This window comes from Paracoccus sp. SY (assembly GCF_002901215.1).
In the GTDB taxonomy this organism is placed as follows: Bacteria; Pseudomonadota; Alphaproteobacteria; order Rhodobacterales; family Rhodobacteraceae; genus Paracoccus; species Paracoccus acridae.
Map to the genome: position 1 here is coordinate 70,509 of NZ_NWMQ01000006.1, position 19,340 is coordinate 89,848.

A 19,340-nucleotide genomic window follows, 5' to 3' on the forward strand; every position below is an offset into this window, starting at 1 on the left:
GATCACAGCAGGAAATCGCCGCGGTCAAGGTCGATATGGCCCAGCAACCGCAGCAGGAAATCCGCCTTTCCGTCTCCGTTCACGTCGGCCATGACGCGGGTTTCGGCGCCCAGATGCTGCCAGCGGACCTGCTTAGCCCCGGTGAAGGCGCCATCGTCGACATATCCCAGCCGGAAGGCGCGCAGATCCAGCAGGTCGCCATGGCCGGAAAAATCGTGGATGACATCCGGTGTGGCGGGCAGGCTGTCGGCCAGGGCGACGAAGCGGAACACATCCGCGCCATCGCCCCCTACAAGCACATCGGCCCCGCCCCCGCCGATCAGGGTATCGTTGCCAAGGCCCCCCCACAGGCTGTCGCGCAGATCGCCGCCGTTGAGGATATCATTCCCCGCCTCGCCGCACAGCATGTCCGATCCGGACCCGCCAAGCAGCGTGTCGTTGCCCGCACCGCCGTAAAGCGTGTCGTTTCCGTCATCGCCTGACAGGGAATCGTTGCCCGCCTCTCCGAACAGGCGGTCATGGCCGGCCTGACCCGTCAGCCGGTCATTGCCCAATCCGCCGCGCAGGGTATCGTTGCCCGCTCCCGCGACAAGGGTGTCGTTGCCTGCTTCGCCGTTCAGCCCGTCGTTGCCCACACCGCCGGTCAGCGCGTCGTTGCCGTCGCCGCCCCACAGGAGGTTGTGCCCCGACAGGTCCACAAGGATGTCGTTTCCCGCTTCCCCGAACAGGGTGTCATTGCCCGACCCCCCGTCCAGGCGGTCGTTGCCGGCGCCTGCCTGCAGGAGATCGTTGTCCATGCCGCCCAGCAGGGTGTCCCACCCCGCGCCCGTTTGCAGGCGGTCATTGCCCGCCCCGCCTTCCAGGTGGTTGCTGCCCAGAAGATCCTGCAGGATGTCGTTGCCCGCCTCGCCCAGAAGGCGGTCGTTTCCGGCATCGCCATACAGCCGGTCGTTGCCGGCCCCGCCCATCAGAAGATCGTTGCCCGGTCCCCCGGACAGCCAGTCCATCCCCGCCCCGGCGCGCAGCGTGTCATTGCCCCCATCCCCCAGCAGGCGGTTGTTGCCCGACAGATCGGTCAGCGAGTCGTTTCCGTCCTGGCCTTGCAGCGTGTCGTTTCCAAGATTGCCGTTCAGCTGGTCGTTCCCCAGCCCCCCGTACAGCGTGTCGTCGCCGGCACCGCCGTCCAGAAGATCGTTCCCCGCCTCGCCGAACAGCTGATCGTTCCCGTTGTCGCCGAACAGCCGGTCATCGCCCGCGCCGGCCCGCAGAACGTCGTTGCCCTCTCCTCCGCGCAGCAGGTCGAGGCCTGCCCCCGCGATCAGCGTGTCGTTGCCGTCTTCGCCATGCAACTGGTTGTTGCCGAAAAGATCCTCGATCCGGTCGGCGCCCGCGCCGCCCCACATGATGTCGTTGCCGGTCTGGCCGTTCAGCATGTCCACGCCCGCGCCGCCGCGCAGCAGGTCATTGCCGTCGCCCCCCCACAGGCTGTCCAGGCCGGACCCGCCGATCAGCGTGTCATGGCCCGCGCCGCCCAGAAGGTGGTTGTTGCCCAGCAAATCCTCGAGGTAGTCGTTGTCGTTTTCGCCTGACAGGGTATCGTCGCCCGCCTCTCCGAACAGGCGGTCGGCGCCGGGGCCGCCATACAGGCGGTCGTTGCCGATGCCGCCGCGCAGGGTGTCATGGCCAAGGCCACCATGGATCAGGTCATTGCCGTCATGGCCCATCAGGCTGTCGTTTCCGTCGTCGCCGAACAGCGTGTCGTTGCCGCCCTGCCCCAGCAGAAGATCCGCGCCGCTGCCGCCGCGCAGCAGGTCGTCGCCCGCCTGCCCATGGACCGTGTCGTTCCCTGCCCCGGCCGAGACGGTGTCGTTGCCTGCACCGGCCTGGATCACGTCGTTGCCCCCTGCCCCCAGCAGGCTGTCCGAGGCGGCATTGCCGAAGACCCACTTGCCGACGGTCGTGGGCGGCGTCACGATCTTGACCGGATCCAGCGCGGGCAGGCCGTAATGGGCGATGGGGAACATCCCGTTGTCGAAATCGCCGGGGGTCAGGGCATTGCCCGACCGGGTGCGGATTTCCAAGATGGAATTGCCATAGATGATCCGCATTCCCCAGGGTTGGGGAACGAAGTTCAGCTGCCAAGTGCTGCGGATCATGCCCAGCAAGGACAGGTCCAGCCGATCCGTGCTCGCCTCATAGTCGGTGATGATCACCCGGCCGGCAAAGCGGTCGATCACGAAGACATCGGCCCCCGCCCCGCCCGTCAGGGTGATGTTGGACTTGGCGGTGACAAGGATGTCGTCCCCGTCGCCGCCCTGCAGATGCGTCGTGGCGGCAGTCGCCAGCAGCAGATCGTCGCGCGCCGTTCCCGCGACCGTCCCTGCGCCCGCCACGCCCGTCCGGCCGAGGGCGCCGGGGTCGATGGCAAGCTGGGTCACACCGGTTTCCCCGTCCGAGGTGACAAGCAGCACGATCCTGCCCCCGATCACGGTGGCCTCGATGGCACTGACACGCGCAAGGGTCATGTCGGCGCTGTCGGCGATGGTTTGCAGATGGATCATCCTGCCGTCGGGCAGCAGCGTGAAGATGCTGATGCCGCCGTCCGCGCCGCCCGCGATCACATAGCCGCGCCCATCGACGACCGCCGTGGCAAGGGCCGTCACGGACTGGAACCGGGTCGTCAGTTCATCGACGATGTGATCGACCGCCGTCAGCGCCCCCGTCTTGTCCAGCCGGAACACCGACAGGGACGACGACGTGGCCCCCGCCACCACCACGAAGCTTCTGCCCCCAAGCTCGATCGCGGCAATGTCCGAGGGGACATAATAGCCCAGTCCAGCCTCGGCGACATGGACCGCCCCCCGGCCCAGGGCGCCGTCCGCGCCAAGCGCGTGGGTCGAGATGAAATTGCCTAGGCCCGAGATCGCGACCAGCAGGCGCTGCCCGTCCACCGTCACCATGATGATCTTGTCCAGCGACGCCTCGGCCACGCCCGCCGGAAGGGGCAGTTCGACCGACGACACCGGCGCAAGGGCGCCATCGGGTCCGATCCGGCTCGTCTCGATCGCAATCCGGTCGTGACGGGCCGAGAACAGGAACCGTCCCTGGTCGCTGGTCATGCCGCCGCTGGCGGAAAGCTGCGCGCCGATCCGGTCTGCCGGGAAAAGCTGCGCGATGTCGCCAAGCCTGCCCTTGCCGTCGAAGGACAACCCGGCCACGCCCGCGCCCGACATCCCCCCGACCAGCAGATCGCCGCCGCCGTCCTTGCCCAGGACGGCCAGGAAGGGTTCCGCGTGATAGGTAAAGTTCAACGGAAAGGCTTCTGCCGGGCCGCGATCCAGGGGTGCCAGGGGGTCGCTGATTCGATAGGTGCTGACCCCGCCCTTCGCATTCACGGCGAACAGCATCCATTTGCCGTCAACAGGAGCCAGGGCCAGATCGGCAACATTCGACAGCCAGCGCGGTTGCGCGGTGCCATATGTGACGATGTGCTGCCAAGAAATCATCTGGTCCGTTCAATGCGCATTTGCAGCCGGCCCGCCCTGGGCAATACGCTAACAGAACCCTAACCGGCCCCTTCCGAACAATCGGATTGTTCCGGCAGATTGATGAAATCTTTAGGTATAAAAAGCCAAAGGACCATAGATGATCAAGCCCGGTTGTGACACCGAGGCGGTCTTCATCATCGTCGCCAGATCATCGACCGTGGTGCGGATCAGACGCTGGTGCGGGTGGCCCACGGATTCCGCGAACAGGGCGGGCGTATCGCCCGGCAGGCCATGGGCACGCAGCCCCGCCGCAAGGTCGGGAAAGCTTCGCTGGCCCATGAAGACCACGGTCGTGACCGCCGGATCGGCGATGGCCGCCCAGTTGATGTCCTCGGGCAGGTGGCCCGTCACATCGGCGCCGGTGATGAACTGCACCCGCCGCGCCGTCAGCCGCCGGGTCAGGGGGATCCCCGCCGCAGCCGCCGCCGCACTGGCCGATGTGACGCCGGGCACGATCTCGAAGGCGATGCCGGCACCGGTCAGGGCCGCCAGTTCCTCCTCCAGCCGCCCGAAGATGCCCGAATCGCCCGATTTCAGCCGCACGACCCGCCGCCCCGCCAGGGCATGTTCGACCAGCAGCGCGTTGACGTGATCCTGCCGCGCCGACGGACGGCCCGCCCGCTTGCCGACCGCGATCAGCATGGCGTCGGGATTGGCATGGTCCAGGACCGGGCCGGATGCCAGATCGTCGTAAAGCACCACCTCGGCCCGCGCCAGGCGGTCCACGGCCTTCAGCGTCAACAGTTCCGGGTCGCCCGGCCCGGCAGAGACAAGCGACACGAAACCGGTTGATGGCATGGATGGATCGGGCAAGGGACAGCTTTCGGCCGGGGATTTCCAGCTATACCACCCAAGTCGCGGCAGACAATGCCGGGACGGTCAACTTTGGCCGGTCCCGCCCGGGGATCCGCGAAGTGAACAAGAGGGAAGCAATGACCGTCATATGCTGGTTTCGCCGCGTGCTGCGGCTGGACGACCACCCCGCGCTTGTCGCCGCCGCCGAAGGCGGGCCGGTGATTCCGCTGGTCATCCTGGATCCGGCCGAAGCGCGCGCCCATCCGGCATCGGCCCAGCGACAGGCGATGGCGCTGCCCGATCTGGACGCGGCCCTGCGCCGCCAGGGCAGCCGCTTGATCGTCCGGCGCGGGGACCCCGACGCGGTGCTGTCCGCGATGATCCGCGACATCGGCGCGCAGGCGGTCCACGCGACGCAGGGTTTGCCCTTCGCCACGGATGACGGCCTGGCGGCGGCGGTGGAACGGGCGGGGGCCAGGCTGCATCTGCATCCGCCGGCCGACCTGGTCCCGCGCGGCAGCGTGCTGACCGGCACCGGCACCCGCTTCAAGGTCTTCACGCCCTTCTGGCGCGCGCTGCGCAAGGGGTCGATCGCCGATCCCCTGCCCGCGCCGCACCTGTCCCTGCCCATGTCCTGGCCTGACAGCGACGGCCTGGATTGGCCCGAGGCACGCGTGGCGATGAACCGGGGCTGGGACGTGGTGGCGCGCCATGTCCAGTCCGGGGAAAGCGCGGCCCATGACCGGCTGGACGCCTTTCTGGGCAGGCTGGACGCCCGCTATGGCACACGCCGCGACACTCCGTCGGACAGCGACGCGACCTCGGGCCTGTCGGATGCCCTGGCAGTCGGGGAAATCAGCGCGCGGCGGCTGTGGCACAGGGCGATGAACGCCCAGGCCCACGGCATCGGCGGGGTCGAGGATTTCCTGCGCGAACTGGCTTGGCGCGACTTCGCCCGCGATCTGTTCGACGCCACGCCCGACATGGGCCGGACCTGCTGGAAATCGGAATGGAATGATTTTCCGTGGTCCGGCGAAGGTCCAGAGGCCGAGGCCTGGCGGCAGGGCCGCACCGGCGTCGCCCTTGTCGATGCGGGAATGCGAGAGATGTTCGCCACCGGCCGGATGCACAACCGGGTGCGGATGATCGCGGCCAGCTATCTGGTCAAGCACCTGATGATCGACTGGCGGGTCGGGCTGGACTGGTTCGCGCGTTGCCTGACCGACTGGGACGCGGCCAGCAACGCGATGAACTGGCAATGGGTGGCGGGCTGCGGGCCGGATGCCTCGCCCTATTTCCGGGTGTTCAATCCTGATACCCAGGCCGCGAAATTCGACGGCAAGCACCGCTATCGCGATCACTGGCTGAAGCCCGGGGCCGACGGCGCGGCCGATTTCGCGGCGGCGGCGCCCCGGTCCTGGGTGCTGGATCACCATCCCGCGCCGCTGATCGACCTGGACCGGGGCAGGCAGCGCGCCCTGGATGCCTATGCCCGTTTCCGGCGATAGGCGGCCGCGCGCCAGATCAGCGCGGCGGCCGCAAGCCCCGCCAGCACCATGACGACCGGATTGGCGGGCGTCAGGTTCGCGGCAAGAATGCCGATCAGGGCCCAGGCAACGCCTGCCGGATAGGCCCATTCACCCGGACGCGCCGCCTGCACCGCCAGGGCCACGCCGGTCACGGCCAGCAGGCACAGGATCGCGGCCGCCTGTTCCGACAGGATCCCGTATCCCCCCAGGACAAGCCCGAAGGACGCCCCCGTGGCCGCCGTCAGCCAGCCCGCATACAGCGCCACCGGCCGTACCTGCCAGACCGGATCCGTCCGTCCGGCGCGCAGAAAGGCGATCAGCGCAGGCACCAGCATCGCCACGATCAGCACGGTCGCGCCGATGGCGGTGTTGTGCGCCGTCTCGATCCAGAAGATCCCCAGTCCCATGCTGACCAGCAGCGCGGGCCGCATCGGTCGCCAGTCGGGATCGGCCGGCCGCCTCCAGGCCCCGAAGGCGGATCCCGCGACCAGCCAGGCAAAGATCAGCCCCCAGATCGAAAAGGCCCAGCCCGCCGGCTGGACGGGCGGATCGACCTGCGGAATCGGAAACTGGTCGGGACGATAGCCGCCGAATCCGTTGGACAGCATGGGCGAGACGGCAAAGGCGATGGCCGCCAGCAGGACAAGGATCGAAAGCAGGTTGCGCATGGAACTTCCCTTGGTCACGTTTGCTGCCCCAACGCCTGGCGAGCGCGGTCCAGATCCTCGGGCGTGTTGATGTTGAAGAAGGGGTCGGGCGACCTGTCCCAGACAACCGCCGCCGCGCCCTGTTCCGCGGCAAAGCCCCGCACCCGCCGTTTTCCCTGCAAAAGAAAGCCGCGCAACGCATCCCGCAGCCCCACCGGCCACAGGCCGAAGGTCGGATGATCCACGACCCGCCCCCCCTCATCCCGGCCGGCGGCCAGGACGACGCCGCCGCCCTGCGCGGCAAGGCGCGCGGCAAGGTCGCGCGGAAAGAAGGGCGTATCGCCCGCCACGCTGATCACCGCATCCGCGCCAAGCCCGGCAGCCCAGTCCAGGCCCGCCAGGATCCCCGCCAGCGGCCCCGGAAGATCGGGCAGGCTGTCGGGCAGGACAGGCAGCCCGAAACCGGCGAACCGCGCCGCGTCGCCATTCGCGTTCAGCGCCAGCGGCGCGCATTGCGGGGCCAGCCGGTCGATGATCCGCGCCAGCATGGGCCTGCCGCCCAGATCCAGAAGGCATTTGTCGCCGCCGCCCATGCGGGTCGCGCGGCCTCCGGCAAGGATGATGGCGGGATGGGTCATGGGGCGGTTGTGGCCCCGATGGACGCGCATGGCAAGATCGGGGCGTCCAAGGACCCGAACACATCCCCATCAGCGGATGCGGCTTTCTTGACAGGATGGGCCGGCGACACTAGCCGGTGCAGGATGCCTGGCCGGGACCGGACCCTGTTCATGAGACATGACCCCCTGCCCCCCTATCAGACCCAGGCCAGCCTGCCCGACCTGCCCTTTGCCACGCTCGACGCCCTGATCCGGGCCGAGGCTGCGGAACACGGGCTGGATCTGCACGACGGGCATGGCCGGTCCACCTGGTGCAAGCTGCCCGACGGGGGCGAATTCGGCGCGAAGATGGGACCGACCGGCAGCATCCTGTATGTCCGCGCCCATGACCGCCACCGGTTGCACGACCTGCGCGAGGCGGTGACGCACCGTCTGGGCGGGCATCTGCCGAGCCTGCGACCGGCCTGGTCCTCGCTGGATCGCCCGGGCGCGCATCCGCCGAACTTCAGCCTGGCGCGGGTGTCAAGCGTCACCCGCATCGCGGCCGATTTCCTGCGCCTGCGGCTGGAAGGCGGCGACCTGGACCGTTTGTCCCGCGACCTGATCCATTTCCGACTGGTGCTGCAACCTGAAGGAACGACCCTGCCCGTCTGGCCGATGATCGGGAATGACGGCCGGACGGTCTGGCCCAAGGGCGCGGCCACGCTGCACCGGCCCGCCTATACGGTGCGCCATATCGACCCGGACGCGGGCTGGCTGGACACCGACATCTTCATCCATGACGGCGGGCGGGCCTGCGATTTCGCGGCCCAGGCTGCACCGGGAACGCTGGTGGGTCTGTCTGGTCCGGGCGGCGGCGGGATCGCGCAAGCCCGCAGCCTGCTGATCGGCGGGGATGAGACCGCCTATCCCGCCCTGGCTCGTCACCTGGAAGCCGCCGCCGACGATGCGGGGGGCGAATGCCACCTGTTCGGTGCCCGGGCGGATTATCCCCTGCCCCGTCATCCCGGCATCCGCGTGATCCACGCCCCCGGCGGCGAGGCCGCACTGGCCGAACGGCTGCGCCGAGACGGCACCGACGCCCGGCGGATCTGGCTAGCCACCGAACGGTCGCGGCTGGAACCCCTGAAGTCCGCGATCCTGGGCGACCTGGGCATCGATAAGGCGACGGCCCATCTTGCCGCCTATTGGAGCGCGTGAAGCGGCAAACCTGCCACGAGAATAGTTGACAATTTTACATGGCTGCTCGATATGCTGCAAAACCTGCGGCCCGAGCGATGGCCCTTTGCGCCGTTTCGCATCCCCGCAGCGACCGCGATGACCCGCCCCGGCGGAACAAGAAGCCAAGGAACGCCATGCCCCATCTGCCCTTGTCCCGTCTGGGTGCGCCCATTGCCTTGTCGCTGGCCTGCGTGATGGCAAGCATGGCCCATGCGCAGGACGCCGCGCCGGGCCAGGCGCCGGCCCCCGTTCCGGCCCCCGCCCTTGAGGCGCAACAGCCGCAATCGCCTGCGGCGGCCGCCCCGGCCACATCCGCGCAGCCTGCCGATCCTGCGCCTGCAACAGCCCCGGTTGCGGATCCTGCCGCGATCCCGGCCTCGCCCGAACCCGAACCGGTTGCCGATTTCCTGCCCCAACCGGTGCAGGACGCCCTGGCGCCGATCCTGACGCCCCCGGCGCGCGATCCGAACCTGCCCCACGACCTGTCGCCGATGGGGATGTTCTGGGCCGCCGACATCGTGGTCAAGGCGGTGATGATCGGGCTGGCCTTCGCATCGGTCGTCACCTGGACGGTGCTGGTGGTCAAGGCCCTGGAACTATGGGGCGCCAGCGCCACCGCGCAAAAGGGCATCCGCCGCATCCAGCAGGCCGCGAGCCTGGACGCCGCCGTGGCCGCAAGCGGCAGCCGCCGCGACGCCGTGTCCCGCATGATCCGCAGCGCGGCCGAGGAATACCGCCGGTCCAAGCCTGCCCTGGACGTGGCGGGGGACCACGGCGTCAAGGAACGCGTCGAATCGCAACTGGACCGCATCGAGGCCGTCGCGGGCCGCCGCATGGGCAGGGGCACCGGCATCCTGGCCACCATCGGATCGACCGCCCCCTTCGTGGGCCTGTTCGGCACCGTCTGGGGGATCATGAACAGCTTCATCAGGATTTCCGAAAGCCAGACCACCAACCTGGCCGTCGTGGCCCCCGGCATTGCCGAGGCGCTGCTGGCCACGGCCATCGGCCTGGTCGCGGCAATCCCCGCCGTTGTGATCTATAACGTCTTCGCACGCGGCATCACCGGCTATCGCCTGCGGCTGGCGAATGCGGCGGCAGGCGTGCGCCAGCTGGTCAGCCGCGATCTGGACTTTCGCGGCATCGCCGCCACCACCGCACCGGGGAAATAGGCCATGGCGGGCGGAATTCGCGACAGCGGCGACGATCTGGTCGAGAACCACGAGATCAACGTCACCCCCTTCATCGACGTGATGCTGGTCCTGCTGATCATCTTCATGGTCGCGGCACCGCTTGCGACGGTCGATGTGAACGTCGATCTGCCGGTGTCGAATGCCACGCCCGCCCAGCGTCCCGACCAGCCGGTCTATGTGACCGTCAAGCCGGACCTGACGCTGGCCTTGGACAATACCGACATCGCGCCGGGCGGCTTGGCGGCTGCGCTTGCCGAGGCGACCGAAGGCGACCGTGAACAACGCATCTTCCTGCGCGCCGACCGCGAGGTCGCCTATGGCGACCTGATGGAGGTGATGAACACCCTGCGCGACACGGGCTATCTGAAGATCGCGCTTGTGGGGCTTGAATCCACCTCGGGCGCCGTGCCCGTACCCACAGACCCCGCATCCGCGGCTGCCCCGGAAGCCGCGCAATGAGCAGGCGCGCCACCACGATGATCCGCGAAGGGGCGCTGTGGGGCGGCGCCTCGGTCCTGGTGCTGGCGCTGCATCTGGGCGGGGCGCTGTGGATCATGCAGGAGGCCGAGGCTGCGGCCCCGCCCCCCGGCCTGCCCGAAGCAGTCTTCGTCGATCTGGCCCCGGCCGAGGACATCGCAGAGCCGACCCCGCCCGCCGCCGAGGAAGCGGTCGAGCCGGAACCCCAGCCCGAAGCGGAACCCGAGCCAGAGCCTGAGCCTGAGCCCGAGGAAGTGGCCGAGCCGCTGGACCTGCCGCCCTTGCCGGAACTGGAACCGCTGGATGACATGGCCGAGCTGTTCCCGCCCGCACCGCCCGAACTGGAAACCCCGCCCGAGGTGGTGCTGAACAGTTCCGCCCGCCCGCAGCGCCGCCCGGAACGCCAGCCGGAACCGCAGCGTCAGGCCGAACCCCGCCGCGAAGAACGCCGCAAGCCGGAACAACAGCGTCAGGCGGAACCGCGCCAGGAACAGGCTGCGCCCCAACAGCAGCAAGCGCGGCGCGCCGAGCAAGGCCAACAGAACGCCACCGGCCGGACTGGCGTCAGTCCTCAGCAGCGCGCCCGCGACGAGGCAAGCTGGCAACAGCAGATAGGTGCATGCGTCGCGCGCTCGATCTCGCGCGTGTCAGGGGCAAGGGGGGCGCAGGTCACGGTTTCGCTGACCATTGCGCGCAACGGGCGAGTCCAGTCGGCGGCTCTGGCGGCCTCTACCGGAAATGCACGGGTGGACCGCGAGATCACGCGGGCCATGGGCCGGGCCCGCTGTCCATCGGCCCCGTCCAGCATGACAAGCGCCAGCTATCCGTTTATCCAGCCGATTGCGATCCAGTAACAGCAGGCTTTGCAGCGCCATTAACAGATGAGCCGGCCAAGAACGCGGCGTCCGGCGCCCTCGATACCGGCTATGCGCATTTGAAAAAGAAGCGGACATTTCTGAATGTCCGGTCGTGCGTGGTCAGCCGAAGACCTGCGGCTGGTCCACGCGCAGGCGGGCAATGATCCCCTCGATCCTGCTGAGGTGCTGCCGGATGGCTGCCACGGCTGCCCCTGCGTCGCGGCGGCGCAATGCGTCGAGGATCTGGCCGTGTTCGGCAAAGGCCGTATCGGCGCCATAGGACAGCGACAGATAGCGCGCCCGGTCCATGTGGCCCTTGTTTTCCTTTACCAGCGTCCAGACGAATTCAAGCCCGGCATAGGCGCAGATGTCGTGGTGGAACTGATCGTCAAGCGCGTGGAAGCCGGTGCGGTTGCCCGCCTCGATTTCCCTGGCCTGCAGATCCAGAAGATGCGCCAAGGCGTCGAAATGGTCGTCCGTCAAACGCTCGGTCGCGACGCGGATGCAGGATTCCTCCAGCGCGGTGCGGATGAAATAGGCCTGCAGGACCGCTTCTTCCGAAATCGGTGTCACGGTTGTCGCGCGCTGCGGGCGGATCTGGATGAAGCCCAGTTGCGACAGGCGATAAAAGGCATCGCGGACCGGCTGGCGCGAAACGCCCATCTGCGCCGCCACCTCGATTTCGGACAGCTTGGCGCCGGGGGGCAGGGTCAGGTTCACCACACGGTCGTAAAGCAGGCCGAAGATCTGGTCGGTGACAGTCGGGCCCCGTCCGCTGTCCAGCGGCGGAAAATCTTTCATCGGTAGGGACGCCGTCGACATGATGCACCCGATTGACCATTCTTGAAAACTAGCATATTAGTTTATGACATAGAAAACAAGCATGACTCGTGGGAGGAGAAAAGCTTGCTGGATGAAGATCGGCTGTTTCCCCTGGAAGGACGCGCCCGCGATCTGGCGCGCGATCTTTATGCGCAAATCCGCGACCTGCCGATCGTCAGCCCCCATGGCCATACCGACCCCCGCTGGTTCGCCGAAAACCAGCCCTTCCCCGATCCCGCGCAACTGTTCGTCACGCCCGACCATTACGTCTTCCGGATGCTGTGCAGCCAGGGCATATCCCTGAGCGATCTTGGCGTGCCGCGTGTCGATGGAGGACAGACCGAAACAGACGGGCGCAAGATCTGGCGGCTGTTTGCGCAAAACTATCACCTGCTGCGCGGCACGCCGTCGCGGATGTGGCTGGATCACAGCTTTCACCATGTCTTTGGCATCGACCGCCGCCTGTCGGCGGAAACGGCGGACTGGTATTACGACCACATCGCCGATTGCCTGACCCGCCCCGAATTCCGTCCCCGCGCGCTGTTCGAACGCTTCAACATCGAAGTCATCGCCACGACCGAGGCCGCGACCGACGACCTGCGCTGGCATCGGATGATCCGCGAATCGGGCTGGACCGGCCGGGTCGTCACCGCCTATCGCCCCGACGGCGTGGTGGACCCCGAAATGGCGGGCTTTGCCGACAATGTGGCGTTGCTGGGCCAGCAGACCGGCTTCGACACCGCGACCTGGGACGGATACCTGGACGCGCACCGGGCGCGGCGGGCGTTCTTCAAGGACCATGGCGCCACGTCCAGCGACCACGGCCATGCCACCGCGCGGACCGAGGATCTTGACCGGGCCAATGCCGCCGCCTTGTTCGGGAAGGCCCTGGGAGGCCAATGCACGCCCGACGAAGCCGATGCCTTCCGCGGCCAGATGCTGACCGAAATGGCGCGGATGAGCCTGGAAGACGGCTTGGTCCTGCAAATCCATCCCGGCGCGCGGCGCAACCATTCGGACCCCGTGATGGCCGTCCATGGCCGCGACAAGGGCTTCGACATTCCCGGCCGCACCGATTACGTCGCGGCCCTGCGCCCGCTGCTGAACGCAGTGGGAATGCGTCCCGACCTGACGGTGATCCTGTTCACCCTGGACGAGACCGCCTATTCGCGCGAACTGGCGCCCCTGGCGGGGGTCTATCCCTGCCTGCGGCTTGGTCCGCCCTGGTGGTTCCACGACAGCCCCGAAGGAATGATGCGGTTCCGCCAGATGACAACGGAAACCGCAGGCTTCTACAACACCGTGGGCTTCAACGACGACACCCGCGCCTTCTGTTCGATCCCCGCGCGCCACGATGTCGCGCGCCGCGTGGATTGCGCCTTTCTTGCCACCCTTGTCGCCAGCGGACGCCTCCATCAGGACGAAGCGCCCGAACTGGCACAGGATCTGACCTACGGCCTCGCCAAGAAGGCCTACAAACTCTGAGCTTCACCAACGGGAGGATACCATGAAGTTCGTCACCACCACCCTTGCCGCCCTGCTTGCCTCGGCCGCGCTTGCCGGTGCCGCAAGCGCGGAATGCGAGATCACGCTGCGGTCGTCCGACACCCATCCCGACGGCTATCCGACCGTCGAGGGCGTCAAGGCCATGGCCGCCGAGGTCAAGGAAAAGACCGAAGGCCGCATCTGCATCGAGGTCTTCCCTTCGTCCCAGCTGGGCGAGGAAAAGGACACGATCGAGCAGACCCAGTTCGGCGTCATCGACATGGTGCGCGCGTCCTTCGGGTCGTTCAACGACATCGTGCCCGTCACGCAGTTGATGTCGCTGCCCTATCTGTTCACCTCGCCCGAGCATCAGCACGCGGTCATGGACGGCCCCATCGGCGAGGAAATCGCCGAGGACTTTGCCGAAAAGGATCTGATCGCGCTGGCCTATTACGATGGCGGCGCGCGCAACTTCTATAACTCGCAGAAGCCGATCCAGTCGGTCGAGGACCTGAAGGGCATGAAGTTCCGCGTCATGCAGAACGACGTCTTCGTGGACATGATGGCCGCGCTTGGCGCCAATGCCACGCCGATGCCTTACGGCGAGGTTTATTCGTCCATCCAGACCGGCGTGATCGACGGGGCGGAAAACAACTTCCCTTCCTATGACAGTTCCGGCCATGCCGAGGTCGCGAAATACTTCACACTGGACCAGCACCTGATGGTGCCGGAACTGGTGGCGATTTCGAAGATCAGCTGGGACAAGCTTTCGCCGGAGGATCAGGAAATCCTGCGCACCGCCGCCAGGAACTCGGCCACGTTGCAGCGCCAGCTGTGGGCCGAACAGGAAAAGGCCAGCGAGGAAAAGGTCGTGGCCGCCGGCGCCGAGGTCATCAAGGACGTGGACAAGACCGCCTTCATCGAGGCGATGGCCCCGGTCTACGAAAAATACGTGACCACCCCCGAGGCACAGGACTTGGTCAAGCGCATCCAGGAAACCAAGTGACGTCTCGGCTCGCGGCCCCCCCCGGCCGCGAGCCTTTTTCCTTCACGCAATCCAAGGGTGACGCCATGCAAGGCAGCATCGCCGCGCTGTCACGCCTCAATTCCCTGCTTTCCCGGATCAGCCTGTGGCTGGCGGGGACGGGGCTTGTGGCGATGACCATCATCGTCTTCGCGCAGGTCTTCATGCGCTATGTCATGAACGACAGCCTGTTGTGGGTCGAACCCGTGGCGATCCTGCTGATGAGCTGGTTCATCTTCCTGGGATCGGCCGTGGGCGTCCATGAAAGCTTCCACATGGGCTTCGACGTGCTGCTGTTCTTCCTGCCCGACAGTGCCGGGACATGGCTCAAGGCGCTGTCCGACCTGGCCGTGCTGGCCTTCAGCATCGCCATGGTGGTCTATGGCTGGGAATTGATGGCCCGAACCTGGGATTCGACCCTGCCGGTCATCCGGCTGCCGGGCGGATTTGCCTATATGCCGCTGTTCGCCGGTGGCGTCCTGATGACGCTGTTCGTGCTGGAACACCTGCTGAACCGCCTGTCGGGCCGCAGGGTCGAGGCCGAACCCGACGCCGAAGACATCCTGATGACCGAGGCCTGACATGGAATATCTGATCCTTTTCGGCGTCTTCACGCTGCTGATGCTGATCGGCACGCCGATCGCCTTCTGCCTGGGCATTTCCAGCCTGGCCACCGTTGGATACCTGGGCCTGCCTCCCCTGGTGGTGTTCCAGCGCCTGTCGGCGGGGATTTCGGTCTTCACGCTGATGGCCATTCCCTTCTTCATCTTCGCGGGCGACCTGATGGTCAGGGGCGGCATCGCCGCGCGGATCGTGGCCTTCGCCGGATCGCTGATCGGCCATGTCCGGGGCGGCCTGGGCCAGGTCAACATCGCCGCCTCCACCCTGTTCGGCGGCATTTCCGGGTCCGCCGTGGCCGAGGCCGCCGCCGTCGGCGGCATCATGATCCCGCAGATGAAGGAACGGGGCTATGGCGCGGATTACGCGGTCAACGTGACCTCCATGGCGGCGCTGATCGCGCTGCTTCTTCCGCCCAGCCACAACATGATCATCTACTCGATCTCGGGCGGGGGGCGGATTTCCATCGCCGACCTGTTCACGGCGGGCATCATCCCCGGCCTGCTGCTGGCGGGGGCGCTGTCGGTGACGGCCTATATCGTCGCCCGCAAGCGCGGCTATCCGACCGAGCCCTTTCCCGGTTTCGCCCGCGTCGGATATTACCTGCTGCAGTCGATCCCCGGCATGTTGCTGATCGCGATCATCTTCGGCGGCGTGCGGTCGGGCGTCTTCACCGCCACCGAAAGCAGCTGCATCGCGGTGCTGTATGCGCTGCTGGTGACGGTGGTGGTCTATCGCAGCATGTCTTGGACGGATTTCGTCCATGCCACCCAGCAGGCGGTGCGCACGACCGCGATGGTCTTGCTGATCATCGGCATGGCAGGGGCCTTCGGATGGCTGATGGCCTATCTGCATGTGGCGCAGATCTCGCTCAACTGGATGCAGTCGGTGTCCGACAATCCCTTCGTGATCCTGCTGATGATCAACATCGTGTTGCTGGTGCTGGGCACCTTCATGGACATGTCGCCCCTGATCATCATCACCACGCCGATCTTCCTGCCGGTCGTGGCGGCCTTTGGCGTCGATCCGGTGCATTTCGGGGTCATCATGATCCTGAACCTGGGGATCGGGCTGAACACCCCGCCGCTGGGGCCGGTCCAGTTCGTCGCCGCCGCCGTGGCCCGCATTTCCATCTGGGAGGCGATGCGCAGCGTCTGGCCCTTCTATGCGGCGGGCCTGATCGTGCTGCTGCTGGTCACATACATCCCTGCCCTGTCGCTGTGGCTGCCCGGGGTCTTCAAATGAAGGGTCCCGTTCGCACCGTGCTGGCCCATTCCCCCGAACTGATGGTCGTCCGCTTCGCCTTCGCGGCGGGCGACCAGGGGGCGCTGCATTCCCATCCCCATATGCAATCGACCTATGTGCAATCGGGCCGCTATCACTTCACCGTGGACGGCCGCGAATTCGAGGTGGGGCCGGGCGACGCCTTCGTCATCCCCTCCCATGCCGAACACGGCTGCACCTGTCTTGAAGGGGGCGAGTTGATCGACAGCTTCACCCCCCGCCGCGACGATTTCCTGTGAAAGGCTCTGCTATGACCACCCATGTCGAAACCCGCCAGGCGGTTCATCCCGATCATGCGAAAGGCATGGATACCGACAGCCTGCGCCGCCATTTCCTGGCCGAGGGGCTGTTCGCCCGCGCGGAAATCCGGCTGGTCTATACCCATTACGACCGCTTCGTGGTGGGCGGCGCGGTCCCCGACGGCGCCGACATCACCCTGGACCAGATCGCGGAAACCAAGACCGCGACCTTCCTGGAACGGCGCGAGATGGGCATCGTCAATATCGGCGAGGCCGGATCGGTCACGGCGGCGGGCCAGACCTGGGACATGAAGAACGGCGACGTGCTCTACCTGGGCATGGGATCCGGTGCGGTGACCTTCAGCGGCAAGGGGCGGTTCTACATCACCTCCTGCCCCGCGCATCGCGAACTGCCCTGCCGCCTGATTACCGTCGATGAGGCCAAGGAGATGAAGACTGGCGCGGTGGAGACCTCGAACAAGCGCACCATCCGGCAGTTCATCCACCCGCTGGTCATGGAAAGCTGCCAGCTTGTGCTGGGCTATACCACGCTCGAGGACGGCTCGGTCTGGAACACCATGCCCGCCCATGTCCATGACCGGCGGATGGAGGCATACCTGTATCACGGCATGGCGCCTGAATCCCGCGTGCTGCACCTGATGGGCGAGCCGCAGGAAACCCGCCACATCTTCGTCGCCAACGAACAAGCGGTAATTTCGCCCCCCTGGTCGATCCATTCGGGCGCGGGCATCGGCGGCTATACCTTCATCTGGGCCATGGCGGGTGACAACGTCGATTACACCGACATGGACTTCGTCCAGCCGGGGGATCTGCGGTGAGCGCGTTTTCCTTGGGCGGCCAGGTCGCGCTTGTCACCGGCGCCAATACGGGCATCGGCCAGGCCATCGCCGTGGCCTTGGCCCAAGCGGGGGCCGAGGTGATCGCCGCGGGTCGGCGCGACTGCGATCAGACGCTGGCGCTGATGGGCCAGGTTTCTGAAAAGGCGGGCCGCCAGATGCGGCTGGACTTCAGCGATCCCATGGCCGCGCGCGATGTCTTCGCCTCGGAACGCATCGACATCCTGGTCAACAACGCCGGCATCATCCGCCGCGCCGATGCGGTGGATTTCACCGAGGCCGACTGGGACGAGGTGATGGACACGAACCTCAAGGCGCTGTTCTTCACCTGCCAGGCCTTCGCCAGGGCGGCATTGCCGCGCGGGCGGGGCAAGATCGTCAACATCGCCAGCCTTCTGTCCTTCCAGGGCGGCATCCGCGTGCCGTCCTATACCGCGTCCAAGCATGGGGTGGCGGGCCTGACCAAGCTGATGGCGAACGAATGGGCGGCAGGCGGGCTGAACGTCAACGCCATCGCGCCCGGCTATATCGAGACCAATAATACCGAGGCCCTGCGCGCCGATCCCGCCCGGTCGCGCGCGATCCTGGACCGCATCCCCGCCGGCCGCTGGGGCCGGGCCGAGGATATCGGCCAGACCGCCGTGTTCCTGTCGGCGCCCGCGTCCGATTACATCAACGGCGCGGTCCTGAATGTCGATGGAGGCTGGCTTGCACGATAGGCTGTATCGCGACCCCACCACCAAGTCGGGCATCGTCCATCTGGGCCTGGGCGCCTTCTTCCGCGCCCATGGCGCGATCTATGTGGCCGAGGCTGGCGGCTGGGGCATCACCGGCGTGTCGCTGCAATCGCCCGGCACGCGCGACAGGCTGAAACCGCAGGGCTGGGCCTATACGGCGCTGGAACTGGGACCGGATGGCGAGAAGCCGCAAGTGGTCACGGTGCTGCGCGACGTGCTGGTCGCGCCGGAAGACCCGCAGGCCGTGCTGGACGCAATGGCCGCGCCGGATACGCATATTGTCAGCCTGACGGTGACGGAAAAGGGCTATTGCCACGAACCCTCCACGGGGCGGCTGAACCGCGACCATCCCGATATCCGGCATGACCTGGAAAATCCGCTGCCGAAATCCGCGCCGGGCTTCCTGGTCCGCGCCCTGGCCCTGCGGCGCGACGCGGGACTGCCGCCCTTCACGGTGCTGTGCTGCGACAACCTGCCCGAAAACGGCCGGGTGGTGCGGGGCGTGGTCGGGGAACTGGCCCGCCTGATCGACCCGGCCTTGGCCGACTGGATCGCGGCGGAGGGGGCCTTTCCTTCGACCATGGTGGACCGGATTGTGCCCGCGACCACGCCCGCCGACCTGGACCGGCTGGAGGCCATGACCAGTACCCGCGACGAGGCCCCCGTGATGCACGAGCCCTTCCGCCAGTGGGTGGTCGAGGACCGTTTCTGCGGCCCCCGCCCCCCGCTTGAGACGGTCGGCGTGCAGATGGTGGCCGACGTGACGCCCTTTGAACACATGAAGCTGCGGATGCTGAACGGCACGCATTCCAGCCTCGCCTATCTGGGCTATCTGGCGGGGCATGAGACCATCGCCGACACCATGGCCGATCCGGTCTTCGCCGATTTCGTGCGCAGCCTGTGGCGGGACGAGATCATCCCGGCCCTGATCCCTCCGCCCGGCGAGGATCTGGGGGCCTATGCCGACGCGCTTGCGGCGCGCTACGCGAACCCCGCCATTCGGCACCGGACCTGGCAGATCGCCATGGACGGCAGCCAGAAGCTGCCGCAGCGGATCCTGGGCACCATCGCGGAAAGCCGTGCGGCGGGCCGGGCGGTGCCGGGGCTGACGCTCGCCGTGGCGGCCTGGATGCGCTATGCCTCGGGGCGCGACGAAAAGGGCGCGGCGATCGAGGTCAAGGATCCGCTGGCCCCGCGCCTTGCCGCCCTCTGGCGCGACGATCCGGCGCAGACCGTGGCGGGCTTCCTGGCCCTGGCCGAGGTGTTCCCCCCCGCGCTGCGCGACGACGCGGGCTTTGCGGCGGATCTGGTGGCGGCGCTGACGGGGTTGGTGCGCGATGGCGCGCGGGCGATGGCGGCGGGCGTGGAAAGGGTGGGGTGACGCCCCGCC

18 protein-coding genes are annotated in these 19,340 nt (G+C 67.2%); 13 read left to right on the forward strand and 5 right to left on the reverse strand.

Annotation, left to right across the window (positions count from 1 at the left end; translation table 11 throughout):
- Positions 1-2: 2 nt before the first annotated feature.
- On the reverse strand, positions 3-3,506 hold the full coding sequence (locus tag CK944_RS07235) for a M10 family metallopeptidase C-terminal domain-containing protein (RefSeq protein WP_239985991.1): 3,504 nt from the start codon (positions 3,504-3,506) through the stop codon (positions 3-5).
- 111 nt (positions 3,507-3,617) lie between these two features.
- Entirely contained in the window at positions 3,618-4,346 is a 729-nt protein-coding gene (cobA, locus tag CK944_RS07240) for a uroporphyrinogen-III C-methyltransferase (protein WP_103172382.1), read from the reverse strand.
- Here cobA and CK944_RS07245 point away from each other — a divergent pair.
- Positions 4,340-5,851 carry a deoxyribodipyrimidine photo-lyase gene (locus CK944_RS07245; RefSeq protein ID WP_239985992.1) on the forward strand — a complete coding sequence of 504 codons (1,512 nt, stop codon included), beginning with the start codon at positions 4,340-4,342 and terminating at the stop codon, positions 5,849-5,851. The genes cobA and CK944_RS07245 overlap by 7 nt on opposite strands.
- On the opposite strand, the gene CK944_RS07250 is transcribed toward CK944_RS07245, so the two are convergent.
- On the reverse strand, positions 5,830-6,540 hold the full coding sequence (locus CK944_RS07250; protein ID WP_103172384.1) for a hypothetical protein: 711 nt from the start codon (positions 6,538-6,540) through the stop codon (positions 5,830-5,832). The two genes, CK944_RS07245 and CK944_RS07250, sit on opposite strands and share 22 nt — an antisense overlap.
- A gap of 14 nt (positions 6,541-6,554) precedes the next feature.
- Entirely contained in the window at positions 6,555-7,157 is a 603-nt protein-coding gene (gene mobA / locus CK944_RS07255) for a molybdenum cofactor guanylyltransferase MobA (RefSeq protein WP_103172385.1), read from the reverse strand.
- Between the two features lie 150 nt (positions 7,158-7,307).
- Between mobA and CK944_RS07260 the strand changes: the two genes are divergently transcribed.
- The 4 genes from CK944_RS07260 to CK944_RS07275 all read left to right on the forward strand — a co-directional run bounded on the left by CK944_RS07260 (position 7,308) and on the right by CK944_RS07275 (position 10,881).
- Entirely contained in the window at positions 7,308-8,336 is a 1,029-nt protein-coding gene (locus CK944_RS07260; protein WP_103172484.1) for a siderophore-interacting protein, read from the forward strand.
- A 155-nt stretch (positions 8,337-8,491) separates the two neighbouring features.
- Positions 8,492-9,529 (forward strand): tonB-system energizer ExbB, encoded by a 1,038-nt coding sequence (gene exbB / locus CK944_RS07265; protein WP_103172386.1) that lies wholly within the window; start codon positions 8,492-8,494, stop codon positions 9,527-9,529.
- 3 nt (positions 9,530-9,532) lie between these two features.
- Positions 9,533-10,009: a TonB system transport protein ExbD gene (gene exbD, locus CK944_RS07270; protein WP_103172387.1), complete on the forward strand. Its 477-nt coding sequence runs from the start codon at positions 9,533-9,535 to the stop codon at positions 10,007-10,009.
- Positions 10,006-10,881 (forward strand): TonB family protein, encoded by an 876-nt coding sequence (locus CK944_RS07275; protein ID WP_103172388.1) that lies wholly within the window; start codon positions 10,006-10,008, stop codon positions 10,879-10,881. The genes exbD and CK944_RS07275 overlap by 4 nt, the downstream gene beginning before the upstream one ends.
- A gap of 123 nt (positions 10,882-11,004) precedes the next feature.
- On the opposite strand, the gene CK944_RS07280 is transcribed toward CK944_RS07275, so the two are convergent.
- On the reverse strand, positions 11,005-11,685 hold the full coding sequence (locus CK944_RS07280; RefSeq protein WP_229665118.1) for a GntR family transcriptional regulator: 681 nt from the start codon (positions 11,683-11,685) through the stop codon (positions 11,005-11,007).
- A 105-nt stretch (positions 11,686-11,790) separates the two neighbouring features.
- Here CK944_RS07280 and uxaC point away from each other — a divergent pair, with 105 nt between their 5' ends.
- The 8 genes from uxaC to CK944_RS07320 all read left to right on the forward strand — a co-directional run bounded on the left by uxaC (position 11,791) and on the right by CK944_RS07320 (position 19,331).
- Positions 11,791-13,191, forward strand: coding sequence for a glucuronate isomerase (gene uxaC / locus CK944_RS07285; RefSeq protein WP_103172390.1), 1,401 nt, complete (start codon positions 11,791-11,793; stop codon positions 13,189-13,191).
- 22 nt (positions 13,192-13,213) lie between these two features.
- Positions 13,214-14,197, forward strand: coding sequence for a TRAP transporter substrate-binding protein (locus CK944_RS07290; RefSeq protein WP_103172391.1), 984 nt, complete (start codon positions 13,214-13,216; stop codon positions 14,195-14,197).
- Positions 14,198-14,262: 65 nt separating this feature from the next.
- Positions 14,263-14,796, forward strand: coding sequence for a TRAP transporter small permease (locus CK944_RS07295; protein WP_103172392.1), 534 nt, complete (start codon positions 14,263-14,265; stop codon positions 14,794-14,796).
- Position 14,797: 1 nt separating this feature from the next.
- On the forward strand, positions 14,798-16,078 hold the full coding sequence (locus tag CK944_RS07300; RefSeq protein ID WP_103172393.1) for a TRAP transporter large permease: 1,281 nt from the start codon (positions 14,798-14,800) through the stop codon (positions 16,076-16,078).
- The gene (locus CK944_RS07305; protein WP_103172394.1) at positions 16,075-16,356 is read left to right on the forward strand and encodes a cupin domain-containing protein; all 282 of its coding nucleotides are present in this window, start codon (positions 16,075-16,077) and stop codon (positions 16,354-16,356) included. Before CK944_RS07300 ends, CK944_RS07305 begins: the two co-directional genes overlap by 4 nt.
- Before the next feature lie 11 nt (positions 16,357-16,367).
- A complete protein-coding gene (kduI, locus tag CK944_RS07310) occupies positions 16,368-17,195 on the forward strand; it encodes a 5-dehydro-4-deoxy-D-glucuronate isomerase (protein ID WP_103172395.1) in 828 nt (275 codons plus the stop codon).
- Positions 17,192-17,932, forward strand: coding sequence for a 2-dehydro-3-deoxy-D-gluconate 5-dehydrogenase KduD (gene kduD, locus CK944_RS07315; RefSeq protein WP_103172396.1), 741 nt, complete (start codon positions 17,192-17,194; stop codon positions 17,930-17,932). Before kduI ends, kduD begins: the two co-directional genes overlap by 4 nt.
- Entirely contained in the window at positions 17,910-19,331 is a 1,422-nt protein-coding gene (locus tag CK944_RS07320) for a mannitol dehydrogenase family protein (RefSeq protein WP_103172397.1), read from the forward strand. The genes kduD and CK944_RS07320 overlap by 23 nt, the downstream gene beginning before the upstream one ends.
- Positions 19,332-19,340: the final 9 nt, after the last annotated feature.

What these genes read in the sequence shown, in the direction of transcription:
- exbD (WP_103172387.1), top strand. Translation starts at nt 9,533, where the DNA reads ATGGCGGGCGGAATTCGCGACAGCGGCGACGATCTGGTCGAGAACCAC.
- CK944_RS07300 (WP_103172393.1), top strand. Translation starts at nt 14,798, where the DNA reads ATGGAATATCTGATCCTTTTCGGCGTCTTCACGCTGCTGATGCTGATC.
- CK944_RS07305 (WP_103172394.1), top strand. Translation starts at nt 16,075, where the DNA reads ATGAAGGGTCCCGTTCGCACCGTGCTGGCCCATTCCCCCGAACTGATG.
- CK944_RS07295 (WP_103172392.1), top strand. Translation starts at nt 14,263, where the DNA reads ATGCAAGGCAGCATCGCCGCGCTGTCACGCCTCAATTCCCTGCTTTCC.
- CK944_RS07290 (WP_103172391.1), top strand. Translation starts at nt 13,214, where the DNA reads ATGAAGTTCGTCACCACCACCCTTGCCGCCCTGCTTGCCTCGGCCGCG.
- CK944_RS07260 (WP_103172484.1), top strand. Translation starts at nt 7,308, where the DNA reads ATGAGACATGACCCCCTGCCCCCCTATCAGACCCAGGCCAGCCTGCCC.
- kduI (WP_103172395.1), top strand. Translation starts at nt 16,368, where the DNA reads ATGACCACCCATGTCGAAACCCGCCAGGCGGTTCATCCCGATCATGCG.
- mobA (WP_103172385.1), bottom strand. Translation starts at nt 7,157, where the DNA reads ATGACCCATCCCGCCATCATCCTTGCCGGAGGCCGCGCGACCCGCATG.
- CK944_RS07320 (WP_103172397.1), top strand. Translation starts at nt 17,910, where the DNA reads ATGGAGGCTGGCTTGCACGATAGGCTGTATCGCGACCCCACCACCAAG.
- CK944_RS07250 (WP_103172384.1), bottom strand. Translation starts at nt 6,540, where the DNA reads ATGCGCAACCTGCTTTCGATCCTTGTCCTGCTGGCGGCCATCGCCTTT.
- CK944_RS07280 (WP_229665118.1), bottom strand. Translation starts at nt 11,685, where the DNA reads ATGAAAGATTTTCCGCCGCTGGACAGCGGACGGGGCCCGACTGTCACC.
- exbB (WP_103172386.1), top strand. Translation starts at nt 8,492, where the DNA reads ATGCCCCATCTGCCCTTGTCCCGTCTGGGTGCGCCCATTGCCTTGTCG.
- CK944_RS07235 (WP_239985991.1), bottom strand. Translation starts at nt 3,506, where the DNA reads ATGATTTCTTGGCAGCACATCGTCACATATGGCACCGCGCAACCGCGC.
- CK944_RS07275 (WP_103172388.1), top strand. Translation starts at nt 10,006, where the DNA reads ATGAGCAGGCGCGCCACCACGATGATCCGCGAAGGGGCGCTGTGGGGC.
- cobA (WP_103172382.1), bottom strand. Translation starts at nt 4,346, where the DNA reads ATGCCATCAACCGGTTTCGTGTCGCTTGTCTCTGCCGGGCCGGGCGAC.
- CK944_RS07245 (WP_239985992.1), top strand. Translation starts at nt 4,340, where the DNA reads ATGGCATGGATGGATCGGGCAAGGGACAGCTTTCGGCCGGGGATTTCC.